Source organism: Caulobacter sp. DWR3-1-2, from assembly GCF_049896225.1.
GTDB lineage: Bacteria > Pseudomonadota > Alphaproteobacteria > Caulobacterales > Caulobacteraceae > Caulobacter.
The window spans coordinates 79,823-103,819 of sequence record NZ_JAFCTW010000004.1 but is presented as its reverse complement, the minus strand read 5'-3'; the positions used below and the strand labels follow the sequence as shown (position 1 = coordinate 103,819).

Annotated in this window: 22 protein-coding genes; 13 read left to right on the top strand and 9 right to left on the bottom strand. The window is 66.4% G+C overall.

The genetic code is table 11. From position 1 onward, the window contains the following. The first annotated feature begins 160 nt into the window (after positions 1-160). The 4 genes from ACP696_RS07035 (at position 161) to ACP696_RS07020 (ending at position 4,897) form a co-directional block, all read left to right on the top strand. The gene (locus ACP696_RS07035) at positions 161-841 is read left to right on the top strand and encodes a DUF484 family protein (protein WP_426043606.1); all 681 of its coding nucleotides are present in this window, start codon (positions 161-163) and stop codon (positions 839-841) included. 136 nt (positions 842-977) lie between these two features. Beyond that, positions 978-1,919, top strand: a complete 942-nt coding sequence (locus ACP696_RS07030) for a tyrosine recombinase XerC (RefSeq protein WP_426010944.1) — start codon at positions 978-980, stop codon at positions 1,917-1,919. A gap of 139 nt (positions 1,920-2,058) precedes the next feature. After that, a complete protein-coding gene (locus tag ACP696_RS07025) occupies positions 2,059-4,041 on the top strand; it encodes a methyl-accepting chemotaxis protein (RefSeq protein WP_426010946.1) in 1,983 nt (660 codons plus the stop codon). A gap of 331 nt (positions 4,042-4,372) precedes the next feature. Next, positions 4,373-4,897 carry a hypothetical protein gene (locus tag ACP696_RS07020; RefSeq protein WP_426010948.1) on the top strand — a complete coding sequence of 175 codons (525 nt, stop codon included), beginning with the start codon at positions 4,373-4,375 and terminating at the stop codon, positions 4,895-4,897. A gap of 441 nt (positions 4,898-5,338) precedes the next feature. On the opposite strand, the gene lpdA is transcribed toward ACP696_RS07020, so the two are convergent. The 3 genes from lpdA to ACP696_RS07005 form a co-directional block, all read right to left on the bottom strand. Further along, on the bottom strand, positions 5,339-6,754 hold the full coding sequence (lpdA, locus tag ACP696_RS07015) for a dihydrolipoyl dehydrogenase (RefSeq protein ID WP_426010950.1): 1,416 nt from the start codon (positions 6,752-6,754) through the stop codon (positions 5,339-5,341). 138 nt (positions 6,755-6,892) lie between these two features. Next, positions 6,893-7,312: a hypothetical protein gene (locus ACP696_RS07010; RefSeq protein ID WP_426010951.1), complete on the bottom strand. Its 420-nt coding sequence runs from the start codon at positions 7,310-7,312 to the stop codon at positions 6,893-6,895. Positions 7,313-7,386: 74 nt separating this feature from the next. Then, the gene (locus tag ACP696_RS07005; protein ID WP_426010953.1) at positions 7,387-7,824 is read right to left on the bottom strand and encodes a DUF488 family protein; all 438 of its coding nucleotides are present in this window, start codon (positions 7,822-7,824) and stop codon (positions 7,387-7,389) included. A gap of 73 nt (positions 7,825-7,897) precedes the next feature. Here ACP696_RS07005 and ACP696_RS07000 point away from each other — a divergent pair, with 73 nt between their 5' ends. Continuing rightward, positions 7,898-8,803, top strand: a complete 906-nt coding sequence (locus tag ACP696_RS07000; protein ID WP_426010954.1) for an alpha/beta fold hydrolase — start codon at positions 7,898-7,900, stop codon at positions 8,801-8,803. A gap of 34 nt (positions 8,804-8,837) precedes the next feature. Here ACP696_RS07000 and ACP696_RS06995 read toward each other — a convergent pair whose 3' ends face one another. The 4 genes from ACP696_RS06995 to ACP696_RS06980 form a co-directional block, all read right to left on the bottom strand. Next, the gene (locus ACP696_RS06995) at positions 8,838-9,785 is read right to left on the bottom strand and encodes a thioesterase family protein (protein ID WP_426010957.1); all 948 of its coding nucleotides are present in this window, start codon (positions 9,783-9,785) and stop codon (positions 8,838-8,840) included. Between the two features lie 125 nt (positions 9,786-9,910). Next, positions 9,911-10,393: a transcriptional repressor gene (locus tag ACP696_RS06990; protein WP_426043605.1), complete on the bottom strand. Its 483-nt coding sequence runs from the start codon at positions 10,391-10,393 to the stop codon at positions 9,911-9,913. 197 nt (positions 10,394-10,590) lie between these two features. After that, entirely contained in the window at positions 10,591-11,643 is a 1,053-nt protein-coding gene (locus tag ACP696_RS06985; RefSeq protein ID WP_426043604.1) for a 1,9-bis(guanidino)-5-aza-nonane synthase, read from the bottom strand. A gap of 326 nt (positions 11,644-11,969) precedes the next feature. Next, positions 11,970-13,232, bottom strand: a complete 1,263-nt coding sequence (locus ACP696_RS06980; RefSeq protein ID WP_426010961.1) for a type III PLP-dependent enzyme — start codon at positions 13,230-13,232, stop codon at positions 11,970-11,972. 247 nt (positions 13,233-13,479) lie between these two features. Between ACP696_RS06980 and phnC the strand changes: the two genes are divergently transcribed. From phnC to ACP696_RS06940, 8 genes are all read left to right on the top strand, one after another. Continuing rightward, complete coding sequence (phnC, locus tag ACP696_RS06975) at positions 13,480-14,292, top strand: phosphonate ABC transporter ATP-binding protein (RefSeq protein ID WP_426010963.1); 813 nt, start codon at positions 13,480-13,482, stop codon at positions 14,290-14,292. Beyond that, positions 14,289-15,314, top strand: coding sequence for a phosphate/phosphite/phosphonate ABC transporter substrate-binding protein (phnD, locus tag ACP696_RS06970; protein ID WP_426010964.1), 1,026 nt, complete (start codon positions 14,289-14,291; stop codon positions 15,312-15,314). Before phnC ends, phnD begins: the two co-directional genes overlap by 4 nt. Before the next feature lie 7 nt (positions 15,315-15,321). After that, the gene (gene phnE / locus ACP696_RS06965) at positions 15,322-16,149 is read left to right on the top strand and encodes a phosphonate ABC transporter, permease protein PhnE (protein WP_426010965.1); all 828 of its coding nucleotides are present in this window, start codon (positions 15,322-15,324) and stop codon (positions 16,147-16,149) included. Positions 16,150-16,499: 350 nt separating this feature from the next. Continuing rightward, on the top strand, positions 16,500-17,786 hold the full coding sequence (locus ACP696_RS06960; protein ID WP_426010966.1) for an OprO/OprP family phosphate-selective porin: 1,287 nt from the start codon (positions 16,500-16,502) through the stop codon (positions 17,784-17,786). A 68-nt stretch (positions 17,787-17,854) separates the two neighbouring features. Then, positions 17,855-18,898, top strand: coding sequence for a substrate-binding domain-containing protein (locus tag ACP696_RS06955; protein WP_426043603.1), 1,044 nt, complete (start codon positions 17,855-17,857; stop codon positions 18,896-18,898). A gap of 166 nt (positions 18,899-19,064) precedes the next feature. Further along, complete coding sequence (locus tag ACP696_RS06950) at positions 19,065-20,363, top strand: hemolysin family protein (protein WP_426043602.1); 1,299 nt, start codon at positions 19,065-19,067, stop codon at positions 20,361-20,363. 33 nt (positions 20,364-20,396) lie between these two features. Beyond that, positions 20,397-20,618 carry a hypothetical protein gene (locus tag ACP696_RS06945; protein ID WP_426043601.1) on the top strand — a complete coding sequence of 74 codons (222 nt, stop codon included), beginning with the start codon at positions 20,397-20,399 and terminating at the stop codon, positions 20,616-20,618. A 444-nt stretch (positions 20,619-21,062) separates the two neighbouring features. Continuing rightward, on the top strand, positions 21,063-21,857 hold the full coding sequence (locus tag ACP696_RS06940; protein ID WP_426043600.1) for a retropepsin-like aspartic protease family protein: 795 nt from the start codon (positions 21,063-21,065) through the stop codon (positions 21,855-21,857). Positions 21,858-21,970: 113 nt separating this feature from the next. Here the strand turns inward: ACP696_RS06940 and ACP696_RS06935 are convergent, their stop codons facing one another. Together ACP696_RS06935 and ACP696_RS06930 are read right to left on the bottom strand one after the other, a co-directional pair. Continuing rightward, positions 21,971-23,062, bottom strand: a complete 1,092-nt coding sequence (locus ACP696_RS06935) for a glycosyltransferase family 4 protein (RefSeq protein WP_426043599.1) — start codon at positions 23,060-23,062, stop codon at positions 21,971-21,973. Next, positions 23,062-23,892 carry a UDP-2,3-diacylglucosamine diphosphatase gene (locus ACP696_RS06930; RefSeq protein ID WP_426010975.1) on the bottom strand — a complete coding sequence of 277 codons (831 nt, stop codon included), beginning with the start codon at positions 23,890-23,892 and terminating at the stop codon, positions 23,062-23,064. Before ACP696_RS06930 ends, ACP696_RS06935 begins: the two co-directional genes overlap by 1 nt. Positions 23,893-23,997 lie beyond the last annotated feature (105 nt).

Below are 23,997 nucleotides of genomic sequence, written 5' to 3'. Positions count from 1 at the left end.
CCTGACATGGGCGGAGTTCGGGTTCTGCCTTGGAAACGTTCCCAGGTCGAGACGGCGCGTCGTCGCCCATAAGCGGCTGTTAACCGAACCTGGGGCTTCATCAGGGTTGTCCCCGCCTGCCCAGCATATGGGGACTCAGTGTGGATGGAGTAGAGCGACCATGACCGACGCGACCCAGGCGATGTCGCCTCATCCCGTCCACGCCGACGCCGTCCGCGACTTCCTGCGCGCCGAGCCCGACTTTCTGCATCGGGATCCCGACCTGCTCAGCGACCTGGGCCTTCGCGCCAACGCCAGCAATGTCGTCGATTTCGGACCCCTGGCCCTGGCCCGCGCCGCCGCCGCCCATCAGCGTGAGGCGGGGGTCCGCCGCGAGATCGAGGCCACGGCCCGCGCCAATTTCTCGGCCCAGGCCCAGACCCACGCGGCGGTGATCGACCTGCTTGACGCGCGCAACCATTCCGATCTCGCCCGGCGCGTCGACGACATGGCCGCCCTGCGCTTTGGCCTGGCCGCCGGCGTGGTGGTGCTGGAAGGCCCTGGCCGCGTGCCGGCCGGCTGGCACGCCCTGATCGACGGCCAGATCGACATGATCATGGGCGACCACGGCGTCGCCCGCATGGGCTTCCACGCCCCGGCCCTAGGCCTGTTCGGCGACCGCCTCGACACCATCAAGAGCATGGCCCTGGTCCGCCTGGCCGTCTGGGAGCCGTCACGCCAAGGCCTGCTGGCTTTCGGCTCGGCCGACCCCGACGGCTTCTCCGCCGACATGGGAACCGAGCTGGTCTCGTTCCTGGCCCGAGTCGTCGAACGCACGGCCGAGCGTTGGCCGGTGCTGTGAGTCCTCTTCTCCTCCCCCGTAAAACGGGGGAGGTGGACGCGAAGTGGACGGAGGGGGCGTTCCCGCCGCCGCAACGCGCCCTCCGTCACGATGCGTATTCGCATCGCGCCACCTCCCCCGCTGCGCGAGGGAGGAAGTGACCCCCCCCAACACCGCCCGCGCCGCCCTGGCCGCCTGGCTCGAGCACCTGGCCCACGAGCGCCGCGCCTCGCCGCGCACCGTGCGGGCCTATGGCGACAACGTGACAGCCTATCTGAATTTCATGGAGCGCCATCGCGGCGAGGCCCAGTCGGTCGCCGACCTCGGCGCGGTCACCGCCGCCGAGCTGCGGGCCTATCTGGCCTTTCGACGCGGCGGTTCCCTCTCTCAAGACGGGGAGGGCCTCTCCTCCCGCTCGCTGTCGCAGAGCCTGTCGTCGATCCGCGCCTTCCACCGCTATCTCGACCACCGGCTGGACACCCCCAACGCCGCCATTGGCCTGGTGCGCGGGCCGCGTATTAAGGTCGGGGCTCCGCGCCCCGTGACCGAGGACCAGGCTCATGGCCTGATCGCCGAGCTCGGCCTCGACCCCGACCGCGACGATTGGGAGGTCGTCCGCGACCAGGCGGTGCTGACCCTGCTGTGGGGCTGCGGCCTGCGGATTTCCGAGGCCCTGTCTCTGCTGCGCAAGGACGCGCCGCTGGGCGAGATACTGCGGATCACCGGCAAGGGCGGCAAGACCCGCATCGTGCCGGTGCTCGACGCCGTGCGGGCCGGGATCGAAGCCTATGTCGCCGTCCTGCCCTTCGCCCTGACGCCCGACGAACCGCTATTTCGCGCCAAGCGGGGCGGGCCGCTGTCGCCGCGCCACGTCCAGGCCACGATGCAGACGTTGCGCGGCCGTCTGGGCCTCTCGGACCGCGCCACCCCGCACGCCCTGCGCCACTCCTTCGCCACCCACCTGCTGGGAGCCGGCGCCGACCTGCGCTCGATCCAGGACCTGCTGGGCCACGCCTCGCTCTCGACCACCCAACGCTACACCCAGGTCGACGCCGCCGGCCTGCTGGCCGCCTATGGCAAGGCCCACCCGCGGGCCTGAGTGGCGGCGATGTGACATTCCGTCACGCGAGCTCGCCCACAGCGCTGCTATTAACCGCGTTTTTACGGCGTTCAGCGCTTGTAGGTTCAAGACCGGAAATCGTCCTCCTTCTCGGACGCGCCCGGACATGGGGTTTGTGATGAAGTTCGACGATCTGAAGATTTCGACCAAGGTGGCCCTGCCGGCCGTCATCCTGACCGTGGTGGCGCTGTCCATCACCGGCGTGGGCGCCTGGCAGGCCAAGAAATCCGAAACCACCACCAGGGTGCTGGTCGAGCAGCGCGCGCCGGCCGAGTTGGAAGCCGCGCGGTTCAACCGCCGCATCACCGGTATCGGATATGCGGCCTATCGCACCGTTTCCAATAGCGGGGCCTCGGCCGAAGCCAAGGAGGCCAGCGGCGAGATCGACAAGGCCTATAAAGACGCCAAGGACAACCTGGCCAATATCAAGAAAGCCGATCCCTCGACCACCAAGGCGGTCGCTGGCTTTCAAACCCGCCTGGACGCCATCTATTCCAGCGCCCGCCAAGGAGCCGACCTGGGTCTTCAGGACGCCAATGACGCCGCAAAGATGGTGATGGGGGTCATCGATCCCGACATCGCCAGCCTCAACAAGGACGTCACCGCCTTCAATAACCACCACAATGACGATACCAAGGCGATGGTGGCCAAGGCCGCCAAGGCGTCGGCCGCGGGTTCGCTGGCGAGCATCCTGTTCGGCGTGATCGCCTCGGCCGCCGCCATGATCTTCGCCCTGTGGATCGGCCGCTCGAAGATCTCGGCCCCGCTGACCAACCTGTCACGCACCATGGAAGTTCTCGCCCAGGGCAGCGTCGATGTCGAAGTCGTCGGCGCCCAGCGCAAGGACGAGGTCGGCGGCATGGCCCGTTCGGTCCAGGTGTTCAAGGACAACGCCCTGGCCCTGCGCACCGCAGAGGCCGCGCAGCAGCGCGTCAGCGCCGAGACGGAAGCCGAACGTCAGCGCAACCAGGAAGCCGCCGAGATCGCCGCCCGCGAACAGGCCTTTGTCATGGAAAACATCGCCACCGGCTTGACCCGCCTGGCGGAAGGCGACCTGACCTATCGCGTCGACGCCCAGTTCCCGCCGGCCTATCAGCGCCTGCAGAGCGATTTCAACGGCGCCATCACCCAGATGGAAGAGGCGATGCGCACCATCGTTCAGGCCGCCAATAGCATCGGCTCTGGCTCCGACGAGATCGCCTCGGCCGCCGACGACCTGTCGCGCCGCAGCGAGCAGCAGGCCGCCAGCCTGGAAGAAACCGCCGCCGCCCTGGACGAGATCACCGCCACGGTGAAGCGCTCGTCGGCCGGCGCCGTCGAGGCCTCGCGCGTCGTCACCTCGACCCGTTCCGACGCCGAACGCTCGTCGGTGGTGGTGCGCGGCGCCGTCGACGCCATGAACCAGATCGAGAAGTCGTCGCAGTCGATCAGCCAGATCATCGGCGTCATCGACGAGATCGCCTTCCAGACCAACCTGCTGGCCCTGAACGCCGGCGTCGAAGCCGCCCGGGCCGGTGACGCGGGCCGCGGCTTCGCGGTCGTCGCCCAGGAAGTTCGCGCCCTGGCCCAACGCTCGGCCGACGCCGCCAAGGAGATCAAGACCCTGATCTCGTCCTCGACCCAACAGGTCGCCTCGGGCGTCAACCTGGTCGGCCAGACCGGCGAGGCCCTGCAGGCCATCGTCGGCAAGGTCAGCGAGATCGACGCCCTGGTCAGCGAGATCGCCGCCGGCGGCGCCGAGCAGGCCACCGGCCTCAACGAGGTCAACGCCGCTGTCAATCAGATGGACCAGACCGTCCAGCAGAACGCCGCCATGGTCGAGCAGTCGACGGCGGCCAGCCACGCCCTGAAGGGCGAGGCCAACAGCCTGATGCAGATGATCGGCCGTTTCCAGGTCAGCGGCGCCCAGGTGGCCCGCACCACCACCACGCGCCGCGCCGCCCCGCCCACCCAGGTGACCCGCGCCCCGGCCCGTCCGGTGCTGTCGCCGGCCTCCTCGGCCAGCCGTCCGGGCGCCAATCCGGTCCGCGCCGCCCAGGCCAAGGTCGCCGCATTCGCCGGCTCGGCCCAGCCGTCCTCGGACGATTGGGAAGAATTCTAGGGTTCAGTAAGCGTACCGCCCTCGCGTGACTGAGGGCGTCTCCTCCCCTCGAGGACTTTTAGGAAGGCCCCGCCGGTTCGCCCCGGCGGGGCCTTTTTAAGTTGGCCCCCGTCACACCGCGAGTTCGCTCACCGGCTTCGCTTCACTGGGGCGACCTTCCCACGGAAGGCGACCTCGCCCCAGATGTGGCATCTAGCTAGCCTCGCTTGGATTTACCCACACAAACTCTCACACTGCTTCTCGACCCTATATCGTCGCTTGATGCCTCGCACACTTGTACCCACACTGGAATTGTGGCAAGCGAGAGATGTGGCAAATTCGGAGCGAGTCGATGACGGATTTGAGGGAGGCAGCTGTAGCTGAATTGGCGGCGCTTGAGCTTTCGCTTGCGTCAGACCCGCGCTACCAAAAAATAAAGGCTATCAAGGATCTCTTGGCTGTTTACGGAGGCCATACACCTGTGTCGGCAACGCCGGCGCCAGTTCGCCCTGTAGCGTACGCAAATGCCGAGGCTCCGGTACACCCCAAGAACGCCCGCTTAGTTTTGAGGCGCTCGAACCCAGACCGCGAGCGCGCCTTGAATGCTGCAGCCGAATACATCGCAGAACGCACGTTACCAACGCGGACGGCGGAAATCCTCACGCACCTTGGCGAGTTGGGCATTCCTGTAGCCGGGACCGTACCTCTAAGTAATCTGAGCGCGATGTTGCACCATTCCCCACTCTTCCAAACCCACGGACGGAGTGGCTGGACGCGAGCAATCGACAACGCTGAGGAAAATGCATCGTTGATGGAGGCAGGTGCCTCGGCCGCCTCTGAAAATGACGATGATGAGGAGGATTATGGGGGTTTGTAACGCCAGCGAAGCGCTGATGGCACAAACGAAAACGACCCAAAGTCCGTGCAAGGACTAAGGGCCGCTCGTGCAATGACTACGACCGAGAAACGGCGATAGACATAGCTCTCCAAGAGCCAAGATCGTCGCACGTCTCGGTCGGTTTTTCAACCCCATTTACCGCGGAGAAAACGCGATGGGACCCGACTACACTGTGCCTGTGCGGAACTACGACCGCATCCGTGACGGCCACCTGGAGCACGTTCGGCGCCACAAGCGTCGCCCGCGCCGGTGGTTCCGCCGTCCGAAACCCTCACACGCTTAATGACCATTGCGCGGCGTTGAAGAAGACTTGAGCACCAAGCCCTTCAGCAGGATAGCCAGCAGAAAAGTGGCGGGGCCCGTTTCCGGGACCCCGCCATGCACCCATTTTAGCTCGCGTGCTCACTACATTTGGACCGCCTAAGCTTGCGTCACCCAGCCCTCGACGCCCATGGCCGCCTGGCGCAGGGCCTCGGAGCGGGTGGGGTGGGGATGGCAGGTGCGGGCCACGTCTTCCGACGACCCGCCAAACTCCATGGCCAGGCAATATTCGGCGATCATGTCGCCGACGCTCGGACCCACCATGTGGGCGCCGAGGATGCGGTCGGTCTTGGCGTCAGCCAGCACCTTCACGAAGCCCTCGGTCTCGTGGTTGATCTTGGCCCGGCTGTTGGCCAGGAACGGGAACTTGCCGACCTTGTAGGCGACGCCCGCGGCCTTCAGTTCGTCCTCGGTCTGACCCACGGTGGCGACCTCAGGCTTGGTGTAGATGACACCCGGGATGATGCCGTAGTTCACGTGACCCGCCTTGCCGGCGATCAGCTCCATGCAGGCGATGGCCTCGTCCTCGGCCTTGTGAGCCAGCATCGGGCCGCTGGTGACGTCACCGACCACCCAGACGCCCGGCGCCGAGGTCTTGAAATGGTCGTTGGCGATCACGCCGCGCTTGTCGGGCGTAATGCCCACCGTCTCCAGGCCCAGGCCTTGGGTAAACGGACGGCGGCCAATGGCCACCAGCACATAGTCGGCCTGCAGGGTCTCGGCCAGGCCGCCGGCGGCGGGCTCGACGGTGACCTGCACCTGCTTGTCGGTCGAGGTCGCGCCGGTGATCTTCGAGCCCAGCTTGAACTTGAAACCCTGCTTGGTGAGGATCTTCTGGAAGGCGGTGGCCACTTCGGTGTCGGTGCCCGGAATGATGCGGTCCAGATATTCGACCACGGTGACCTCGGCGCCCAGGCGCTTCCACACCGAGCCCAGTTCCAGCCCGATGACGCCGGCGCCCACGACGATCAGGCTCTTGGGCACTTCCGGCAGGCTGAGCGCGCCGGTCGAGTCGACGATCCGTTTGTTGTCGATGGTCACGCCCGGCAGCGGGGTGGGCTCCGAGCCCGTGGCGATGACGATGTTCTTGGCCTCGAGCACGGTCTCGCTGCCGTCCTCGGCCTTGACGACCACCTTGCCCAAACCTTCAGGAGTGTGTCCGTCGATGCGGCCCCAGCCCTTGATGTAGTCGACCTTGTTCTTCTTCATCAGGAACTCGACGCCCTTGGTCAGGGCTTCGACGCTCTCGGCCTTCTGGGCCATCATCTGCGGCAGGTTCAGCTTGGGCTTCACCTCGATGCCCAGCTTGGCGAACTCGCCATTGGTCGCGGCGTCGAACATTTCCGAAGCGTGCAGCAGCGCCTTGGACGGCATGCAGCCGACGTTCAGGCAGGTGCCGCCCAGCTTGCCGCGACCTTCGACGATGGCGGTCTTCAGACCCAGTTGCCCGGCGCGGATCGCGCCGTTGTAGCCGCCGGGGCCGCCCCCGATGATGACGACGTCGTATTGAGCCATGGATCTTCGCCTTGAGACGCGCCGCGAATGGCGCCGGACAAAAAAATGGGGCCTGCACCCCGGTTTCCCAAGGGGCGGCGCGCGCGCGTACTTCCTAGCGCCTTCGTCCCAAGGATCAACCCACAGAGCGCTAAAGGCTCAGTTTGCTCGTGTCTTGCTCAAGTCCACCCAGGCGATCAGCAGGCCGACGACCGCCATCACGGCGATGATCGTCAGGTTCGACTGGCGCTGGCCGGGCGGGAAGGTGGCGTCATAGACCGGTCCCTGCATCCACAGCCAGCCCAGGGCGTCGCCGACGTAGGCGATGGCGAACACCAGCCAGGCCCGCCCCTTGGCCAGGGCCAGCCGCCAGGCGGCGACGAAGTAGAGGATGACCACCGCGCACAGCAGGATCACGCGCGGCCAGGACAGGGTGTCCATCAGGGCTTCGTGCGACTTGACGATGTCGGTCAGGACCAGCAGGCGAAGTTTGTAGAGTAGGGTGAAGGTGGCCGGCACGGCGACCATGAGGGCGTACAACGCCACGGCTGCGGCCAATAGCCAGCGTAGATATTTCATCGCGACCTCCCCAGGCTTACGGGGAGGCTAGACCCATGAGCGGGTCTGTGAAAGTCACCACGTGGCGTGATGACCTAGAGGTCCACCACCTCGCACTTCAACCGCTGGCGGATCTCGTCGGCCACGATGGCGCGGTGACAGCAGCGGGCGTCGTCCTCGTAACAGAGCAGGGCGATGCGTTTGCGTCCCGCCAGGTCGATCGCCTCGCCCAGGGCGACCTGGGCCGACGGCTCGGCCAGATGGGCGTGGAAGATCTCGCGCATCTCGTCGGTCCGCCCCGCCCGCGCCGCGTCGCGTCCGGCCTTGGGCGTGCCCAGCGGGCGCAGGTGCACGTAGTCGATGCCCTCGGCCTTGAGGCTGTTACCCAGCAGGGTCTTGGAGAACCCCGCCTTGCGCGACGAGGCCACGGCCCGCACGTCGACGACCGTCTCGACCCCGGCCGCCTTGAGCCGGGCGATCATCCCGGCCTGGGTGTCAGTCTGGTAGCCGATGGTCGCGAGGCGATTTTTCATGGCGGGCTCCATGGACGAGGCAACGCGGCGAGCCTAGTTTGGGCTCCAGTGGCCGCAACGGGAGCTTTTCGCCATGGACGCGGCCGTGTTTCGGGATCCCCGACGACGTTTCATCCCGATCGACAGCCGGGCCGGGGCTGGCGAGATGGCGGTGCTGGAGTTCGGTCCGGCCGATCGCCCGGTCGACGTGGTCTTCGTCCACGCCAACGGCTTCAACGCCCAGACCTACCGCGCCCTGCTGGCGCCGCTGTCGGCGGGCCTGCGGGTGATGGCGGTCGACCAGCGCGGACACGGCTCCAGCCGGCTGGCCGCCGATCCCGCTCGTCGTCGAAACTGGCTGGACCTGCGCGACGACCTGCTGGCCCTGCTGGTGGTGCTCGACCAGGCGCCGGTGGTGCTGGCCGGCCATTCGATGGGCGGCACCGTCAGCCTGCTGACGGCCGCCGAGGCGCCCAAGGCGGTCAGCGGTCTGGTGCTGCTCGACCCCGTGATCATGCCGCGGCTCCTGGCGCTCTACGCCCACCTGCCGTGGACCTCGGGCGCGCTGTGGAAGCGCATGCCGATGGTCCAAGGCGCCCTGCGCCGGCGGGCAGTGTTCGACAATCGCGAGACCGCGTTCAGCGCCTATCGCGGCCGCGGCGCCTTCAAGACCTGGCCCGAGGCCATGCTGACCGACTATGTCGGCGGCGGCTTCAAGGATCGCGACGACGGCGCGGTCGAACTGGCCTGCGCCCCGGCCTGGGAGGCCTCCAACTACAGCGCCCAGGCGCACGATCCCTGGCGAGCAATGGCGCGGCTGCGCTGCCAAGCGCGGATCCTGCGGGCTGAGCGGGGCTCGACCTGCCGGGTCGGCGACCCCGAACGGCTGGCGCGGCGCTATCCGAAGGTGTCGGTCGAGACCGTGGAAGGCGCGAGCCACTTCCTGCCGATGGAACGGCCCGACCTGGTGCGGGAAGCGATCTTCGAGATGGCGACCTAGTTTTTAAAACCCCTCTGGAAGAGGGTCTCAGAAATCACAGCGCCAGCCCCTCGACAGACTTCTCACCCAGCGCCGCGCGCGCCGCGTCCGAAATCGGCACCACCTTGCGCGCGTCGAGGTCGAAGGCGATCGCCACCGCCTCGGAGGTCCCCCAGGGGCGGCCCGTCGTCGGGTCGAGCATCCAGTGGACCACCCGCATGGCGGCGCCCGTCGTGCCGACCAGGCCCGAACGAATCTCTACCCGGTCGCCCGCCCGGGGCCAGGCCAGCTGGGCGATGCGGTATTCCAGCACGGCCCCGCCGACCTGGGCGGGTGGAGATTCGGCGTGTTCGACCACCGTGTCGCGGAAAGGGCCGATGAAGCTGCCGATGCCGTCCGACACGCGGCCGATGAATTGCTCGGCGCGCATGCGTCCGAACACGTCGCAATCGGTGGCGGCCAGGGCGCCCAGGCTGATGCGTTGCAGGCCCAGGGCGTCTGCGCGCGCCAGGCTGGCGGTGGTCTCGATCGGCCCCAGCTCCAGGCTGCGGGCCCGGGCCATCTCCGGAACCTCGACCTTCAGGACCCGCGCGCGTTCCCGGGTCACCGACGGCCACGGGAAGGCCTCGCCCTCGCGCGGCGTGACATGGGCGACCGTGGTCTGGAACGTGGCGGCGAGCTGGCCAGTGGCGGTGTGGATCAACAGTTGCAACAGCCGAGCCTCGGTGTCGGTGATCTCGATCACCCCGCCCAGCATATGCAGGGTCGCGCCGGCATGGGCCTCGCGCAGGAAGCGGATGTGCTGCTCGCGAACCAAGATCGTGGCGTTGGCATAGGGCGAAAAGGCGTGGGGCAGGGCCAGCTCGGCCGCGAGTCCCGCCAGGCCCTCCATGGCCCGCGCGACGTAGAAGCGCACGTTCATGTGCCCCATCTCGTCGCAGTCCCAGGTATTGACCCCGCCGCGCCAGATCTCGACGCCGGGGTAGGTCTCGGTGGACGTCATGGGGCGGAGTCTCGGCGATGGAACGGGTGGCTGGACCCTAGCGGGGTTCGCGGCCTATTCGCAATCAGGACGGACGGCGCCTTGGATTGGACGGGGACACACACCCATCCGCCGAGGCTGAAAGTCTAACCCCGACAATCCCCGCATAGCCCGTGCGCTTCGATCGTCACCGCCGTCAGGGCGTAGCCCGCGCTCGCCCCGGCGGCGATGATCTCGGCGCTAGCCCTGGGCTCGATCTCTCGGGTGGCGCCGCAACAGTCGCAGATCAGGAACGCGGCGGCGTGGCCGTCAGCCTCCTTGCGGCAGGCGACATAGGCGTTGAGGCTCTCGATGCGGTGGGCGAAACCCTGTTTCTCAAGGAAGTCCAGGGCCCGATAGACGGTCGGCGGCTTCGCAGGTGGACCATCAATGGCGTAGCTGGCGATCAGGTCATAGGCCTTCACCGGCTGACCGGCCTGGAGCAGAAGTTCCAGCACCCGGCGGCGCGGCGCGGTCAGTCGCTGGTCGGCCGTCGCGCAGCGCGCCTCGGCGGCGGCGAGTTCCGCCGCCAGGCCGTCGCCGACGACGCCGTGGTTATGATGATCGTGGTCGCAAGCGGCGTGGGCCATGGGGCAAGAGGTAGAGGTCTGGGACGTTGGGCGCAACTCCTCCCCACCGATCCCACAAGGGAAGAACCTTTTCCGCCGGGGCCGGGACCTTGGAGGAGTCGAGCGAATTTCCAGCCTGAATACTCAACCCATTTCCGCCTCCCCGGCCTTGGTCGGGAAGACGGATGTTGGGGTGTCACCCAGAGCTGAAACCAAAACTATTTCGCGAACAGCTTCTGCCACCGGGGCTTTTCGCGGCCCTTCCAGGCCTCGCGGTGATAGGCGTCCGAGGCGATCAGCGGCACCACGGTGGTGGCTTCGGCGAACACCATCTGCTCGTAGGTGGTGTTGACCTTGCCCCAGGAGGCGGCCTCCTTCAGCGTCGAGGACGAGCAGGCGCCGTCGCGCACGTCGGCCACGGTGATCTGGATGGCGTACTTGTGCATCTCGGCCTCGACGCCGAGGATCTCGGCGCAGACCACGGTGTCCTGGGCGAAATTCTTGGGCACTCCGCCGCCGACCATGAACAGGCCGGTGGTGCCGGCCGCGATCTTGATATCCGTCAGTTCACGGAAGTCCGCCACCGCGTCGATCATCAGATAGGGCTGCTTGGCCGCGATGCGTTCCTTCTGGTGCTTGACCAGGCCAAAACCCGCCGAGCTGTCGACGAAGGCCGGGCAGAAGATCGGCACGCCTTCCTCATGGGCGGTCTGGATCAGCGAGCCGGGCTTCTTGGCGTTGCCCTCACTGAGCCACTTGCCCATTTCCCAGATGAATTCCCGCGAGGAATAGGCGCGCGGCTCAAGGCGATTGCAGATCTCCAGGATCGTGTGGTCGCAGTTCTGGAGCTCTTCCTCGTCGATATAGGTGTCGTAGATGCGGTCGATATAGTTGTCGCGCAGCACGTTGTCGTCGACCGGGCCGGCGGCCTGGTAGTGCTTGAAGCCCAGGGCCTCGAAGAAATCCATGTCGACGATCGAGGCGCCGGTGGCGACCACGGCGTCAATCATGCCGTTCTTCACCATGTCGCGATAGACGTGCATGCAGCCGCCGGCCGAGGTGGAACCGGCCAGGATCAGCCATGGCGAGCAGTCGCGGTCGGCCAGGGCCATGTTGAAGATGTCGGCGGCGCGGGCGGTGTCGCGGCTGGAGAAGCTCATCTTGCGCATGGCGTCGATGATCGGGCGCGCGTCGAAGCTGGCGATGTCGATGTGCTCGACGACGTTCTGGAGTAGCTCGGCCTTGGTGTTGTTCGGAACGGGAGCGTTCATCGCTTCGGTTTCCCTGACTTTGGACGCCCGTCGTTAGAAGTGGCCATCCACCGGGACGGAGCGACCGGTGGGGGCGATAGCATTGGCGCGGACGGACAAACGTCCTGCGAGCGGGTGGGGTTCTAATCTGTTATCGCCAGACACCCAACCCCGTTTTCCCTGCGAAGGCCGCGACCCAGATTCATCCAGAGAGGCTCTGGGCTTCACCTGGGCCCGGCCGGAGTTTGCCCTGAGGCGCGCGCTACGCGCGACCTGAGGGCCGGGGAGACGGCGTTAGAGCTCGAGCAACAAAGCTCAGGGCGGGTTTAGGACAAAACCGCGACGGATCAGCGACGACGGCGCTTCTTGCCCGCCGCGCCCTTGGGCCTCGAGAAGCGGACGATCTTGCGTTCCTCGGCCTCGGGCCGGGGCGTGGGGATCGAGCGCTTGGCCAGACCGTACATCGAGGCCATCGGGGCGTCCTGTACCTCGACGGTGTCGATCTCGCCAAAGCCGTTGAAGCGGGTCGACATCGCCACGCCGTAAGCGCCCAGCATGCCGATCTCGATATAGTCGCCCTCGTCGATGCTGTCGGGCAGGTAGAAGGGGCCCGGCATGTGGTCGACGCTGTCGCAGGTGGGGCCGTAGAAGCGGAAGGGGCGCAAGGCCTCCTCCGCCGCCTCGGCGCCGTCCCTGCGGTAGGGCTTGACCGGAAAGGGCCACTTCATGTGCGCCGCGTCGAACAGCGAGCCGTAGGAGCCGTCGTTCAGATAGAGCGCGTCGCCCTTCTTCAGCTCGACCTTGACCAGCAGGGACGAGGCCTCGGCCACCAGGGCCCGACCGGGTTCGCACCACAGCTTCGTGGTCTCGTGGACCATCATGTCGTTGAAGCCGCGGTCGATGGCGGCCAGATATTCCGACATGTCGGGCGGCACCATGCCCGGATAGATCGAGGGAAAACCGCCGCCCACGTCGACGACATCGGCCAGCACGCCGGCGCGAACCAGCGCGCGGGAGGCCTGGGCCATCGCCGCCTGGTAGGCGGTGGGGCGCATGCACTGGCTGCCGACATGGAAGGAAACGCCCATCAGGTCCTGGGTCGCGCGGCGGGCGGCCAGCAGCAGTTCGGGGGCATTGTGCGGCTCGACGCCGAACTTGCCCGACAGGCTGTAGGCCGCGCCCTCGGCCTGGACGCCCATGCGGACGATCAGGTTGAGGTCCTTGGCGTTGCCCGTCGCGTCCTGGATCTTGGCAAGCTCTTCATGGGTGTCGAACGAGAAGGTTCGCACGCCGTGATCGAAATAGGCCGCCGAGATCGCCACGCGGCTTTTCACCGGGTGCATGAATGCCATGCGCGAGCCTGGGGCGTGTTCGCCCACCAGCTCGATCTCGTTGAGCGAGGCCACGTCGAACGAGCGGACGCCGGCCTCCACGAGCTCGCGGAGAACCCACGGTGAAGGATTGGCCTTCACCGCGTAAAAGACGTCGCCCTTGAATTCAGCCTGGAACCAGCGCGCCGCTACGGACACCGCGTCGGGTCGCACGAGTGCGACGGGACGTTCCGGTGACCGCTCACGGACCAGGTCCAGGGGGTTATGGTACGTGTGCAATTCACGTAGACCCCTGCAAAAGTTAAACCCAGGCCGGCGTTAGCAGCGCTTATGAGGACTTCGGGTCCGCCGGAGGGAGCGAAATAGGGTCATCGCTCCTTGATGTAAAGAGTGTTTCGGAGGCGGGGGTTCCGGCCGTTGGCAGGTGAATTGTTCCACGGGCCGTCACAAATCCATTGCGTCCGTGCCCCAAACCGACGAACGCACTTCCCTGCGCCAGAAACCTCGTTAAGGATTCGCCCCGACCATGATGTCGGAACCCGTTCTCTCGATCCGCGCCGCCTCCAAGACCTTCGGGTCGCGCAGGGCGCTGGACGCCGTTTCGCTCGATGTGAGTCGCGGCGAGATGATAGCGCTCATCGGTCCGTCGGGTTCGGGCAAATCGACGCTTTTGCGCTCGATCGACGGGTTGCAGACGGTGGATGCCCCTCTGAACGGCAAGGAGGGCGAGGGCGTGATCACCGCGTTCGGCGGCCCGGTGCAGGCCAAGGGACGGGTCAGCGACCATGTCCGCAAGGCCCGGGTTCGCATCGGCTTCATCGCCCAGCAGTTCAATCTGGTCGGACGCCTCTCGTTATTTACCAACGTCGCCCTGGGCTCGCTGGGGCGGATTGGTCCGGTGCGCGGTTTCTTCGGCGCCTGGCCGGCCGAGACGCGGCTGGCGGCCATGGCGGCCCTGCACCGGGTCGGCGTCGCCGACTATGCCGCCCAGCGCGCCAACACCCTGTCGGGCGGCCAGCAGCAGCGCGGCGCCATCGCCCGGGCCCTGGTCCAGAAGGCCAAGATCATCCTCGCCGATGAACCGGTCGCCTCGCTCGACCCCGTCTCGGCCCGCAAGGTCATGGAGATCCTCCGTGATCTGAACAAGTCCGATGGCCTGACCGTCGTGGTCACCCTGCACCAGGTCGATTACGCCCTGCGCTATTGCGACCGCGTGGTGGCGCTGAAGGCCGGCCAAAAGGTCTATGACGGCCCGACCGACGGTCTTGACCGCGCCAAACTCATCGACATTTACGGCCCGGAATTCGAGGACGTATTCTGGGAAGGAGCTCCGCAATGATCCGCTGCCGCACTGCTATGGCCGGCCTCGCCGCCGCTGTCGCCACCCTGGCCCTGGCCGGCTGCGCGCCGAAATCCGAGGTCCCCAAGGCCAAGGACACCATCACCTTCTCGATCCTGTCCACCGAGTCGGCCCAGAACATGGAGGGCTACTGGAAGCCCATCCTGGCCGACATGGAGACGTCGACCGGCATGAAGGTGAAGCCGTTCTTCTCGTCCAACTATTCGTCGCTGATCGTCGCCATGGGCGCCAAACAGACCGACGTCGGCTGGTTCTCCAACCAGTCGGGCCTGGAGGCCGTGCGCCGCTCGAACGGCGAGGTCTTCGCCCGCACCTTCGACCCGTCGGGCGTCGACGGCTACAAGTCGGTGATCATCGTGCCGGCCGACAGCAATCTCACCGTCGAGGGGCTGCTTAAATGCGACAAGACCCTGAACTTCGGGATCGGCGACAAGAAATCGACCTCGGGCACCCTGGCCCCGATGACCTATCTGTTCATCCCGGCCAACAAGAAGCCCGAGACCTGTTTCAAGACCGTGCTCAGCGCCAGCCATGACGCCAATCTGTTCGCGGTGGCCAATCACAAGCTGGACGCCTCAACAAACAACTCCACCGCGCTGGGCCTCAACCGCCTGGCCAAGGGCGGCGCCCAGGCCAACAAGGTCAAGGTGATCTGGGAGTCACCCACCTTGCCGGAAGACCCCATCGTCTGGCGCAAGGACCTCGACCCAGTGATCAAGGAAAAGCTGCGTCAGTTTTTCCTGACCTATGGCCAGGGCGACACTCCGGCCGCGGCCCAGCAACGCGCCAATCTCAAGCGCCTTAGCATGGGCGGCTTCAAGGCCGCCGATGACAGCCACTTGCTTGTGGTGCGCGAAATGGAAGCCCTGGAAAACGTCGGCCTGGCCCGCGAAGCCGGCGATCCCGCCAAGCTGGCGGCCGCCGAGAAGACGCTGGCAGGCATCAAGGCCGAGCGCGTGATCGCCGACGGCAAGGCCGGCGTCTCCGCCCCGGCCAACTGATCGCCCAATGTCCAACACCGCGATGAGCGCCGTTCCCCCGCCGCCGAGCAAGCCGATCTCGGCGCGGGCCTTCGACGTCCTGCTGTGGGGCGGCGTCATCGCCTTGCTGGTGATCAGTTTCAAGCCGGCCGAAATCGACAAGTTCCCGCAACTCTTCATCGAAGCCGGCAAGATGCAGGAGTTCGGGCGTGGCTTCTTCTCGCCGTTCGTTGATCGCCAGGCGTTTCTGGCCGCCGACTGGCCCCTCTATATCGGCAAGATGTGGCAGACCATCCAGATGGCGCTGTGGGGCACGGCCCTGGCGATCATCGTCGCCATCCCGCTCGGTTTGCTGGGCGCGCGCAACATCAGCCCATGGTGGATCCAGCAGCCTGTTCGCCGCCTGCTCGACATCATCCGCTCGTTGCCCGACCTGGTGGTGGCGCTGATCTTCATCACCGCCGTGGGCCTTGGTCCCTTCGCGGGCGTCATGGCCCTGATGTTCAATACCGGCGGCGTGCTGGCCAAGCTGTTCGCCGAGGCGGTCGAGTCGATCGACAAGGGCCCGGTCGAGGGCGTGCGCGCCACCGGAGCGGGCAAGCTGCAGGAAGTGGTCTGGGGGGTGATCCCGCAGGTCGCGCCGCTGTGGACCAGCTATGCGCTCTACCGCTTCGAGTCCTCCAGCCGTTCGGCGACGGTCCTGGGGCTGATCGGCGCCGGGGGTGTCGGCCAGGTGCTGCTGGATTCGATCAACGGCTTCCAGTACGACCAGACCGGCTGCATCGTACTGGTCATCGTGGTGGCCGTATCCTTGATCGACCTGCTGTCGCAGATCATCCGCACACGGCTGCTGTAGGCTTCCTCTATATCCTTTCATCCCGACAAAAGTCGGGACCCAGCTGGAATGGCTTTGGGGCTTACGCCAGGCGCTCTGAGTCCTTCCAATCATCCACACCGCGCTGGGATCTGGGTCCCAACATTCGCCGGGATGAGCGGAATTTGGAGGGCGGGGCGATCAGAAAACCCGCCCGTGAACGGACGATGCCGCGTCCGATCCTGTGGCCCTCTGGCAACAGTTAACACCTTGAAAAGCCGTGTCACGCAGCTGTCATCAAAGGGTGGCGGAACCGTCACGGGTCCCCCGTAAAGCGCTCCTACCTGATCCGGACCAACGGACAGGGGGCAAAGCCTAAGGGGATTTCTCACATGCGGATCAAGACCTCGCTGGTCAGTGGCGCGGCGCTGGGCGCCATGCTCGCCTGCGGCCTCGGCGTCGCGGCTCACGCGCAAGACACCACGGTCGCCTGGAAGGGCGCGCCGCAATGGACCAATGACGACGTCTATTTCAAGGTCCGCGGTCGGATCCTGCTCGACGGCGTGTTCCAGGACGTCAATCGCAACGGCGCGGCCACCGACTACAAGACCAGCAACATTCGCGGTCGCCAGGTGTTCCTCGGCGTCGAAGGCAAGCTGAACAACGCCATCGCCTACAAGGCCGAAGGCGGTGCGGTGAACGGCGGCGGCTGGTCCTGGGACGACGTGGTCATCGAGCTCAAGCCGACCGAGTTCAGCTCGATCCTGTTTGGTAACATCAAGGCCGCCGGCCTCGAAAACCTGACCTCCACCCGTTTCACCACCTTCATGGACCGCGGTCCCTATGGTGACTTCGGCGTCGACAGCTACCTGCTCAGCGTCGTCGGCAAGGTCAATGGTCCCAACTGGAGCGTCACCGGCGCCGTCCAGGGCGACAGCATCAACAACGCTGACATCAATAACACCGCCGCCAGCCTGACCACCAACCAGAACTCCAACGAGCGTCTGGGCTTCACCCTTCGCGGCCATTACGCCCCGATCCTGACCGACACCGACAAGGTCCACCTGGCCCTGTCGGCCCGCAGCCGCAACCACGGCAACGAAGCCGCCTTCGCCTATCAAGGCCGCACCGACACCAACTACGGCAACTCGGGCCGTTACTACAGCACGGGCGCGATCGGCGACTCCGACCAGACCTTCGCCGCCGAAGGCGCCTGGATCCACAACAACCTGTCGATCCAGAGCGAATTCTCGGACATCAAGGTCAAGCGTCTGGCCACGGTGGCTCCGGGTTCGAACGCGGACATCAAGGTCGGCTACGCCTTCGTCAGCTTCTGGCCGACGGGCGAGACCCGCAACTACGATCCGGCCGCTGGCGAAATGAAGCGTCCGAAGATCCTCAACCCGATCACCGCTGGCGGCTTCGGCGGCGTGGAACTGGGCCTGCGCTACGACTATGCCGACCTGAACGACGCCTACGACACCGCTTCGACCGCCGCCGGTCGGACCCTGTCGCAAGACGCCGGCAAGTACACCGCCTGGACCCTGGGCGTGAACTACTACCCGACCGCCTATGTGCGCTTCATGGCTAACTACACCGACGGCTCGGTTGACCCCGTCGTCGTCGGCCGCGGTTCGGACATCAAGCAACTGCAGTTCCGCGCCCAGCTGGACTTCTAAGACCGACGGGCCGGCCGCCAGGCCGGCCCGTCTTCCTTTTCAGCACTTGAGACTTCCAGGAGTCCTCCATGAAAAAGCTGCTTTCCTGCGCGGCCGCCGCCGTCGCCCTCTCGGGCTTCGCCGCCGCCCCCGCCTTCGCCGCCCGTGACTATGTCTGGGCCGCCGGTTCGTCGACCGTGTTCCCGTTCGCCACCCGCACCGCCGAAAACTTCGCCAAGAAGTCCGGCAAGAAGGCTCCGAAGGTCGAAAGCCTGGGCACCGGCGGCGGCATCAAGCTGTTCTGCTCGGGCACGGGCGAAGGCTTCCCCGACATCGCCAACGCGTCGCGTCCGATGAAGAAGTCGGAATTCGACGCCTGCGCCGCCAAGGGCGTCAAGGGCATCGTCGCCATCAAGGTCGGCTTCGACGGCATCGTCATCGCCACCGACAAGGACGGCGCCGACTACAATTTCAAGACCGAGCACCTGTATATGGGCTTGGCCAAGACCGTGCTGAAGGGTGGCCAGTTCGTCGCCAACCCTTATCACAACTGGGATGACGTCGGGGCCGGCCTGCCCGGCAACCGTATCCAGGTCTATGGCCCGCCGCCCACCTCGGGCACCCGCGACGCCTTCGTGGAACTGGCCATCGAAGCCGGCGCCCGCAAGTTCCCGACCGCCGACGCCCTGCGCTCGGACAACGAAAAGAAGTTCAAGTCGCTGGTCGATCCGCTGCGGAACGACGGCTGGATCGACGCTGGCGAGAACGACAACGCCATCGTCGGCACCCTGACCAAGACCCCCGGCTCGCTGGGCGTCTTCGGCTGGTCCTATCTCGAAGAGAACATGGACAAGATCAAGGGCTCCTCGGTCAACGGCGTGCGTCCCTCGCCCCAGACCATCGCCGACGGCTCCTACCCGCTGTCGCGTAGCCTCTACATCTACGTCAAGAAGGCCAATATCGGCGTGACGCCGGGCCTGGCCGAGTTCGTGACCGAGTTCACCTCGGATGCGGCCACCGGTCGTGGCGGCTATCTGCAAGGCCGCGGCCTGATCCCGCTGCCCCCCGGCCAGCACGAAGCCCAGAAGGCCGTCGGCAACAACAAGACGACGATGCCGCGTCCGGCTCTGTAAGCCGGCTCTGTAAGCCGGCTCTGTATGAGCGGGGCTTCGAGGCGCCTGTCACCAGGCGCTCCGAGCTTAAACAAGACAGCGCCGCGGTCCCCAGTGGGCCGCGGCGTTTTCTTTTGTATAGTGGGGGGATCGCGGCCTGCCCGGCCGCTTCACCCGCCCAGGGACCATGATCCTCCTCGCGCTCGTCGTCGTCTTCTTCCTCGTTCTGTTGAACGGGGTTCTGTCCATGTCCGAACTTGCGGTGGTGTCGGCCCGCCGCGCACGGCTCCAGACCTTCGCCGACAGGGGCGACAAGGGCGCCAGGCTCGCCTTGGCCATGGCCGAGCACCCCACGCGGTTCCTGTCGGCCGTGCAGGTCGGCATCACCTTGATCGGCATCCTGGCCGGCGCCTATGGCCAGGCCACCATCGCCGGAGCGCTTGACGTCTGGCTACACGACAAGCCCGTCGTCGGCCCCCATTCCGAGGCTATCGCCACCACCCTCGTCGTCATCGGCCTGACCTACGTCTCGGTGATCCTCGGCGAGCTGGTGCCCAAGCGCCTGGCCCTGCTGTTCCCGGACGTCATCGCCCGCCGCATGTCGCCGTTCCTGGCCTTGATGGCCACGGTGCTGCGCCCATTCGTCACCGTGCTCACCGTCTCGACCGCCGCCATCCTCAAGCTGATGGGCGTGCGCGACGAGCGGACCAATGACATGACCGCCGAAGAGGTCGAGACCGTGCTGGCCGAGGGCGCCGACGCCGGCTTGATCGAGCCCGAGGAGCGGGCGATGATCAATGAGGTCATGCGACTGGGCGACCGCCCGGTCCGCGTGGCCATGACCCCGCGCCGCGACCTGTTCTGGATCTCGCTGTCCGACACCCAGGAAGAGATCCTGGCCGAAATCCGCGCCTGCCCCTATTCGCGCATTGTGGTGGCCAGCGAGGACGATCTGGACGGCGAGATCGGCGTGATCCTCAAGAAGGACCTGCTGGACGCCTGCCTGGGCGGCGCCGAGATCGACATCCGCGGCCACATCCAGCAGCCCATCGCCATTCCCGAGACCATGTCGCTGCTCCGGGCCATGGCGGTGTTCAAGCAGACGCCGCTGCACATGGCCTTGGTGGTCGACGAGTTCGGCTCGATCCAGGGGGTGATCACGCCTTTGGATCTGCTGGAAATGATCGCCGGCGACTTCCCCGAGGACCACGACGAGACCGAGACCCGCATCCTGCGCCGCGAGGATGGCACCTGGCTGGTCGACGCCCGCGTCGACATTCTCGAGCTCAACGACGCCTTGGGCGAGAACTTCGAGGCCGAGGGCGGCTATCACACGGTGGCCGGCCTGCTGCTCGACCGGCTGGGACGGATCCCCCGCGAGGGCGAGATCGTCGAGCTGGGCGGCTTCGACGCCGAGGTGGTGGATATGGACGGCTCGCGGATCGACAAGGTGATCCTGCGGTGCGTGCCGGTGAAGGGGGAGTAGGTTGAGCCGGCCGAACTAAAGGGTCCCGTGTCTATGAAGGGCGTGACGAAAAAGGTTGGCGGCTGGGCAGCGGTTATCTTGATGAGCGCAGGCGCCGGCATGTTCATATGGGCCTTCGGCAATCGGCATCAGACGGCGTGGGAGTGGGCGCAGGAAGCCGGTGTCGATCTTTCGATTTGGCTTCGGCTCGCAGCCGTATTCCTGATTGGTGGACTATGTCTCTTGGCGATCGCCAAGCTGCCGGATCGCAAGTAGAGCGGTTGGACAGGCCGTGCATCCGCCCCGGATGGGCCACGCCTTAAACCCTTGGTGGATCGGAGCTCTGGCGTCTGGCCGGGTCAGGGACGACGCGTAGCGTCGCCGCGACGCGGACGCCGGGGGCGGTCCTTGACGCGGTCAGACGCCAGAGCATGCTCGCCATCAAGGTTTCCGGGCGGGGCCTTGCCGAGGCGAGCAGTTCGTGAAAAGGCGCGGCTTCGGATGTGGGATCACATCCACTTGCCCCCACCTGACGGCTTCGCCGTCTGTCAGCGGCGAGGGGGCGGAGCCTCGCGCACCTGGAACTCTTCCCCCTATGGGGGAAGACGATCGCGAAGCGATCCGTAGGGGGCAAGGGCGTGAGCCGCTGACCAAAGATCCCAAGTTGCGCCCTCGCCGCCGCGCCCCTAGCTTCGCCGCAAATCCACCACGGAAAACCCGATGACCGATCCTGGCCCCTGGGGCGCCCCGCCGCCTCCGGCCAAGCCCGCGCACGCGCCGCCCGCCTCCTGGCGCCGCCGGCTGCTGTGGCTGGTCTTCGTGATCGGCGGCGGCGCGCTGGCGGCGATCCTGCTATACGTCGCGCCCTGGGCGCTGCGCACCGGATACGACTGGACATTCGTAGTGATGTGGGGCGGTTTCCTGCTGCTGATGTCGCTGGGTCTGATGACGGCCCGTCGCGGCGACATTCTCAAGGGCGTCAGCCATGCGGCGATTTGGGTGGCGGTCGTTGGCCTGCTGGCCTTCGGCTACCTCTACCGCGCCGAACTGGCCGAGGCGCCGCTGCGCCTGCGCATGGCCCTGAACGTCGGGGCGCCGGTGGCGACGGGGGAGCGGGAGCTGCGCGTGGCCCAGACCGAGGGCGGGGCCTTCGTGATCGTGGGCCAGGTCAATGGCCAGCCCGTGCTGTTCATGGTCGACACCGGCGCTACGGACACCGTGCTCAGCCCGGCCGACGCCAGGCGGGTGGGGATCGATGTCGAGCATCTGAACTACGACCAGACCGCCGAGACGGCCAATGGCCTGGGTTCTGGCGCGGCCTGGACCGCCGATCGCCTGGCCGTGGGAGGCCTTGAGCTCGGCGCCTTCCCGATGGTGGTCAACAAGGCCCCGATGGGCGGCTCTCTGCTGGGGATGAGTTTCCTGGACGAGCTGGCGTCGTTCGAGGTGCGGGATCGGACGCTGATCCTGCGGTGGCGGGAGGGCGCGGGATCACACCCACTTGCCCCCACCTGACGGCTACGCCGTCTGTCCGCCCCAAGGGGGCGGAGCCCCGCGCATCAGGCTTTTCCCCCTATGGGGAAAGACGGTCGCGCAGCGACCCGTAGGGGGGCAAGGGCGTGAGCCGCCTAGGCCGCCGGCCTACGCCGCAGCCGCGCCAGCCGTCGCAGCCGCCGCCAGAACCGGGTCTTTTCCGGCTCCGGATAGGGCTGGAGGTTCTTGAAGAACTCCTCGGCGCACGCCCGCCACGAGAAGCCCTCGGCGAACTTTCGCACCACCGCGTGGTCGAGGTCCAGGCACGCCAGGCACGCCTCGCGCAGGCCGTCGGTCTGGCCCGGCGCCAGCATGCCGGCCCCCGAGCCGGGGATGATGTCGATCGGCCCCGGCGCCGAGAAGGCCGCGACCGGCACGCCGGCGGCCATGGCCTCGAGGATCACCAGGCCGAAGGTGTCGGTCAGGGACGGGAAGCAGAACACGTCGGCGCAGGCGAAATAGCGCGCCAGCTCCTCGCCGAACTTGGCGCCGGCGAACACCACGTCGGGGTATTTCTCGGCCAGTTCCTCGCGCTGCGGGCCGTCGCCGACGATCACCGTGGTGCCGGGCAGATCCAGGCCGGCGAAGGCCTCGATGTTCTTCTCGACGGCCACGCGGCCCACATTGAGGAAGATCGGCCGCGGCATCCCCTCGAACACGTCCGGCTCGCCGGGCTGGCGCGGCTTGAACACGTCGGTGTCGACGCCGCGCGTCCAGGGCGAGATGTTGCGGAAGCCGTGGCGGATCAGCTCGTCGCGCATGGTGGGGGTGGCCACCATCAGCCGGCCCGACGGCTTGTGGAACCAGCGCATGTAGGTGTAGCCGGCCGACAGCGGCAACGGCAGGCGGGCCGAGACATATTCGGGAAACCGCGTGTGGTAGCTGGTGGTGAACGGCAGCTTCCATTCCAGGCAGATGCGGCGGGCGGCCAGGCCGATCGGACCCTCGGTGGCGATGTGGATCGCCTCGGGCTCGAACGACTTGAAGCGCTCCATCACCGGCTCATAGGCGCCGATGGCCAGCTTGATCTCCGGATAGGTCGGCAGCGGGAAGGTGGGGAACTGGTCGGGACTGACGACATCGACCTCATGGCCCATGGCTTTCAGCTCGCCCATCACCTTGGTGAGTGTGCGAACCACGCCATTGACCTGCGGTTCCCAAGCATCGGTGGCAAGTAGTATCCGCATCAGGCGGCGGCAGGCTCCGCAAGAGGGGGCTCGAAGGAGAGCGCCCGCGCCCGATCGATCACCGACCAGGACCTAAGCTTGGACCATTCCAATATTTCGAGCCGTCCGTCCATATGTTCCACGAGCGCGGTGCAGCTTTCCACCCAGTCACCGTCATTGACATAGAGCACACCGTCGATCTCGCGCATCTCCGCCTTGTGGATATGTCCGCAGATGACGCCGTCGACGCCGCGCCGGCGGGCCTCGTCGGCGACCGCGGCCTCGAAATTCTCGATGAATTGCAGGGCGTTCTTTACCTTGACCTTCAGATAGGCCGACAGGCTCCAATAGCCGAAACCCATCCTGCGACGCGCGCGGTTCAGCAAGGTGTTCAGCATCAGGACGGTTCTATAGGACCAATCCCCGAGGAAGGCGAGCCACTTGGCGTGCTGCACCACCCCGTCGAACTCGTCGCCATGCACCACCAAATAGCGCTTGCCGTCGGCGGCCTCGTGGATCACGTCGCGGGCCACCACCACCCCGCCGAAGTGGGTGCCGCAGAAGTCGCGGATGCGGTCGTCGTGGTTGCCGGGGATGTAGATCACCTCGACGCCCTTGCGGGCCAGGCGCAGGATCTTCTGGACCACGTCATTGTGGCTCTGCGGCCAGTACCAGCCACTGCGCAGCTTCCAGCCGTCGATGATGTCGCCGACCAGATAGAGCCGGTCGCATTCCACGTGGCGGATGAAGTCGAGCAACAGCTCGGCCTGGCAACCGCGGGTGCCCAAGTGCACGTCGCTGATGAAGATCGAGCGGTAACGTCGAATTTCGATGTCGGTGTCGGTGACCATGGCTTGCCCCTCAAGCGGTTGCCCCAAGCGGGGTCCCAAGCGGCGCCCATGGCCTTCACCGAACGGTCCGCCCCCGGACCGATCGCGACCAAGGCGAGCACCTGC

Excerpts from the sequence above, each read along its gene's own strand:
- ACP696_RS07035 (WP_426043606.1), top strand. The coding sequence starts at position 161 with ATGACCGACGCGACCCAGGCGATGTCGCCTCATCCCGTCCACGCCGAC.
- ACP696_RS07025 (WP_426010946.1), top strand. The coding sequence starts at position 2,059 with ATGAAGTTCGACGATCTGAAGATTTCGACCAAGGTGGCCCTGCCGGCC.
- ACP696_RS07020 (WP_426010948.1), top strand. The coding sequence starts at position 4,373 with ATGACGGATTTGAGGGAGGCAGCTGTAGCTGAATTGGCGGCGCTTGAG.
- lpdA (WP_426010950.1), bottom strand. The coding sequence starts at position 6,754 with ATGGCTCAATACGACGTCGTCATCATCGGGGGCGGCCCCGGCGGCTAC.
- ACP696_RS07010 (WP_426010951.1), bottom strand. The coding sequence starts at position 7,312 with ATGAAATATCTACGCTGGCTATTGGCCGCAGCCGTGGCGTTGTACGCC.
- ACP696_RS07005 (WP_426010953.1), bottom strand. The coding sequence starts at position 7,824 with ATGAAAAATCGCCTCGCGACCATCGGCTACCAGACTGACACCCAGGCC.
- ACP696_RS07000 (WP_426010954.1), top strand. The coding sequence starts at position 7,898 with ATGGACGCGGCCGTGTTTCGGGATCCCCGACGACGTTTCATCCCGATC.
- ACP696_RS06995 (WP_426010957.1), bottom strand. The coding sequence starts at position 9,785 with ATGACGTCCACCGAGACCTACCCCGGCGTCGAGATCTGGCGCGGCGGG.
- ACP696_RS06990 (WP_426043605.1), bottom strand. The coding sequence starts at position 10,393 with ATGGCCCACGCCGCTTGCGACCACGATCATCATAACCACGGCGTCGTC.
- ACP696_RS06985 (WP_426043604.1), bottom strand. The coding sequence starts at position 11,643 with ATGAACGCTCCCGTTCCGAACAACACCAAGGCCGAGCTACTCCAGAAC.
- phnC (WP_426010963.1), top strand. The coding sequence starts at position 13,480 with ATGATGTCGGAACCCGTTCTCTCGATCCGCGCCGCCTCCAAGACCTTC.
- phnD (WP_426010964.1), top strand. The coding sequence starts at position 14,289 with ATGATCCGCTGCCGCACTGCTATGGCCGGCCTCGCCGCCGCTGTCGCC.
- phnE (WP_426010965.1), top strand. The coding sequence starts at position 15,322 with ATGTCCAACACCGCGATGAGCGCCGTTCCCCCGCCGCCGAGCAAGCCG.
- ACP696_RS06960 (WP_426010966.1), top strand. The coding sequence starts at position 16,500 with ATGCGGATCAAGACCTCGCTGGTCAGTGGCGCGGCGCTGGGCGCCATG.
- ACP696_RS06955 (WP_426043603.1), top strand. The coding sequence starts at position 17,855 with ATGAAAAAGCTGCTTTCCTGCGCGGCCGCCGCCGTCGCCCTCTCGGGC.
- ACP696_RS06950 (WP_426043602.1), top strand. The coding sequence starts at position 19,065 with ATGATCCTCCTCGCGCTCGTCGTCGTCTTCTTCCTCGTTCTGTTGAAC.
- ACP696_RS06945 (WP_426043601.1), top strand. The coding sequence starts at position 20,397 with ATGAAGGGCGTGACGAAAAAGGTTGGCGGCTGGGCAGCGGTTATCTTG.
- ACP696_RS06940 (WP_426043600.1), top strand. The coding sequence starts at position 21,063 with ATGACCGATCCTGGCCCCTGGGGCGCCCCGCCGCCTCCGGCCAAGCCC.
- ACP696_RS06935 (WP_426043599.1), bottom strand. The coding sequence starts at position 23,062 with ATGCGGATACTACTTGCCACCGATGCTTGGGAACCGCAGGTCAATGGC.
- ACP696_RS06930 (WP_426010975.1), bottom strand. The coding sequence starts at position 23,892 with ATGGTCACCGACACCGACATCGAAATTCGACGTTACCGCTCGATCTTC.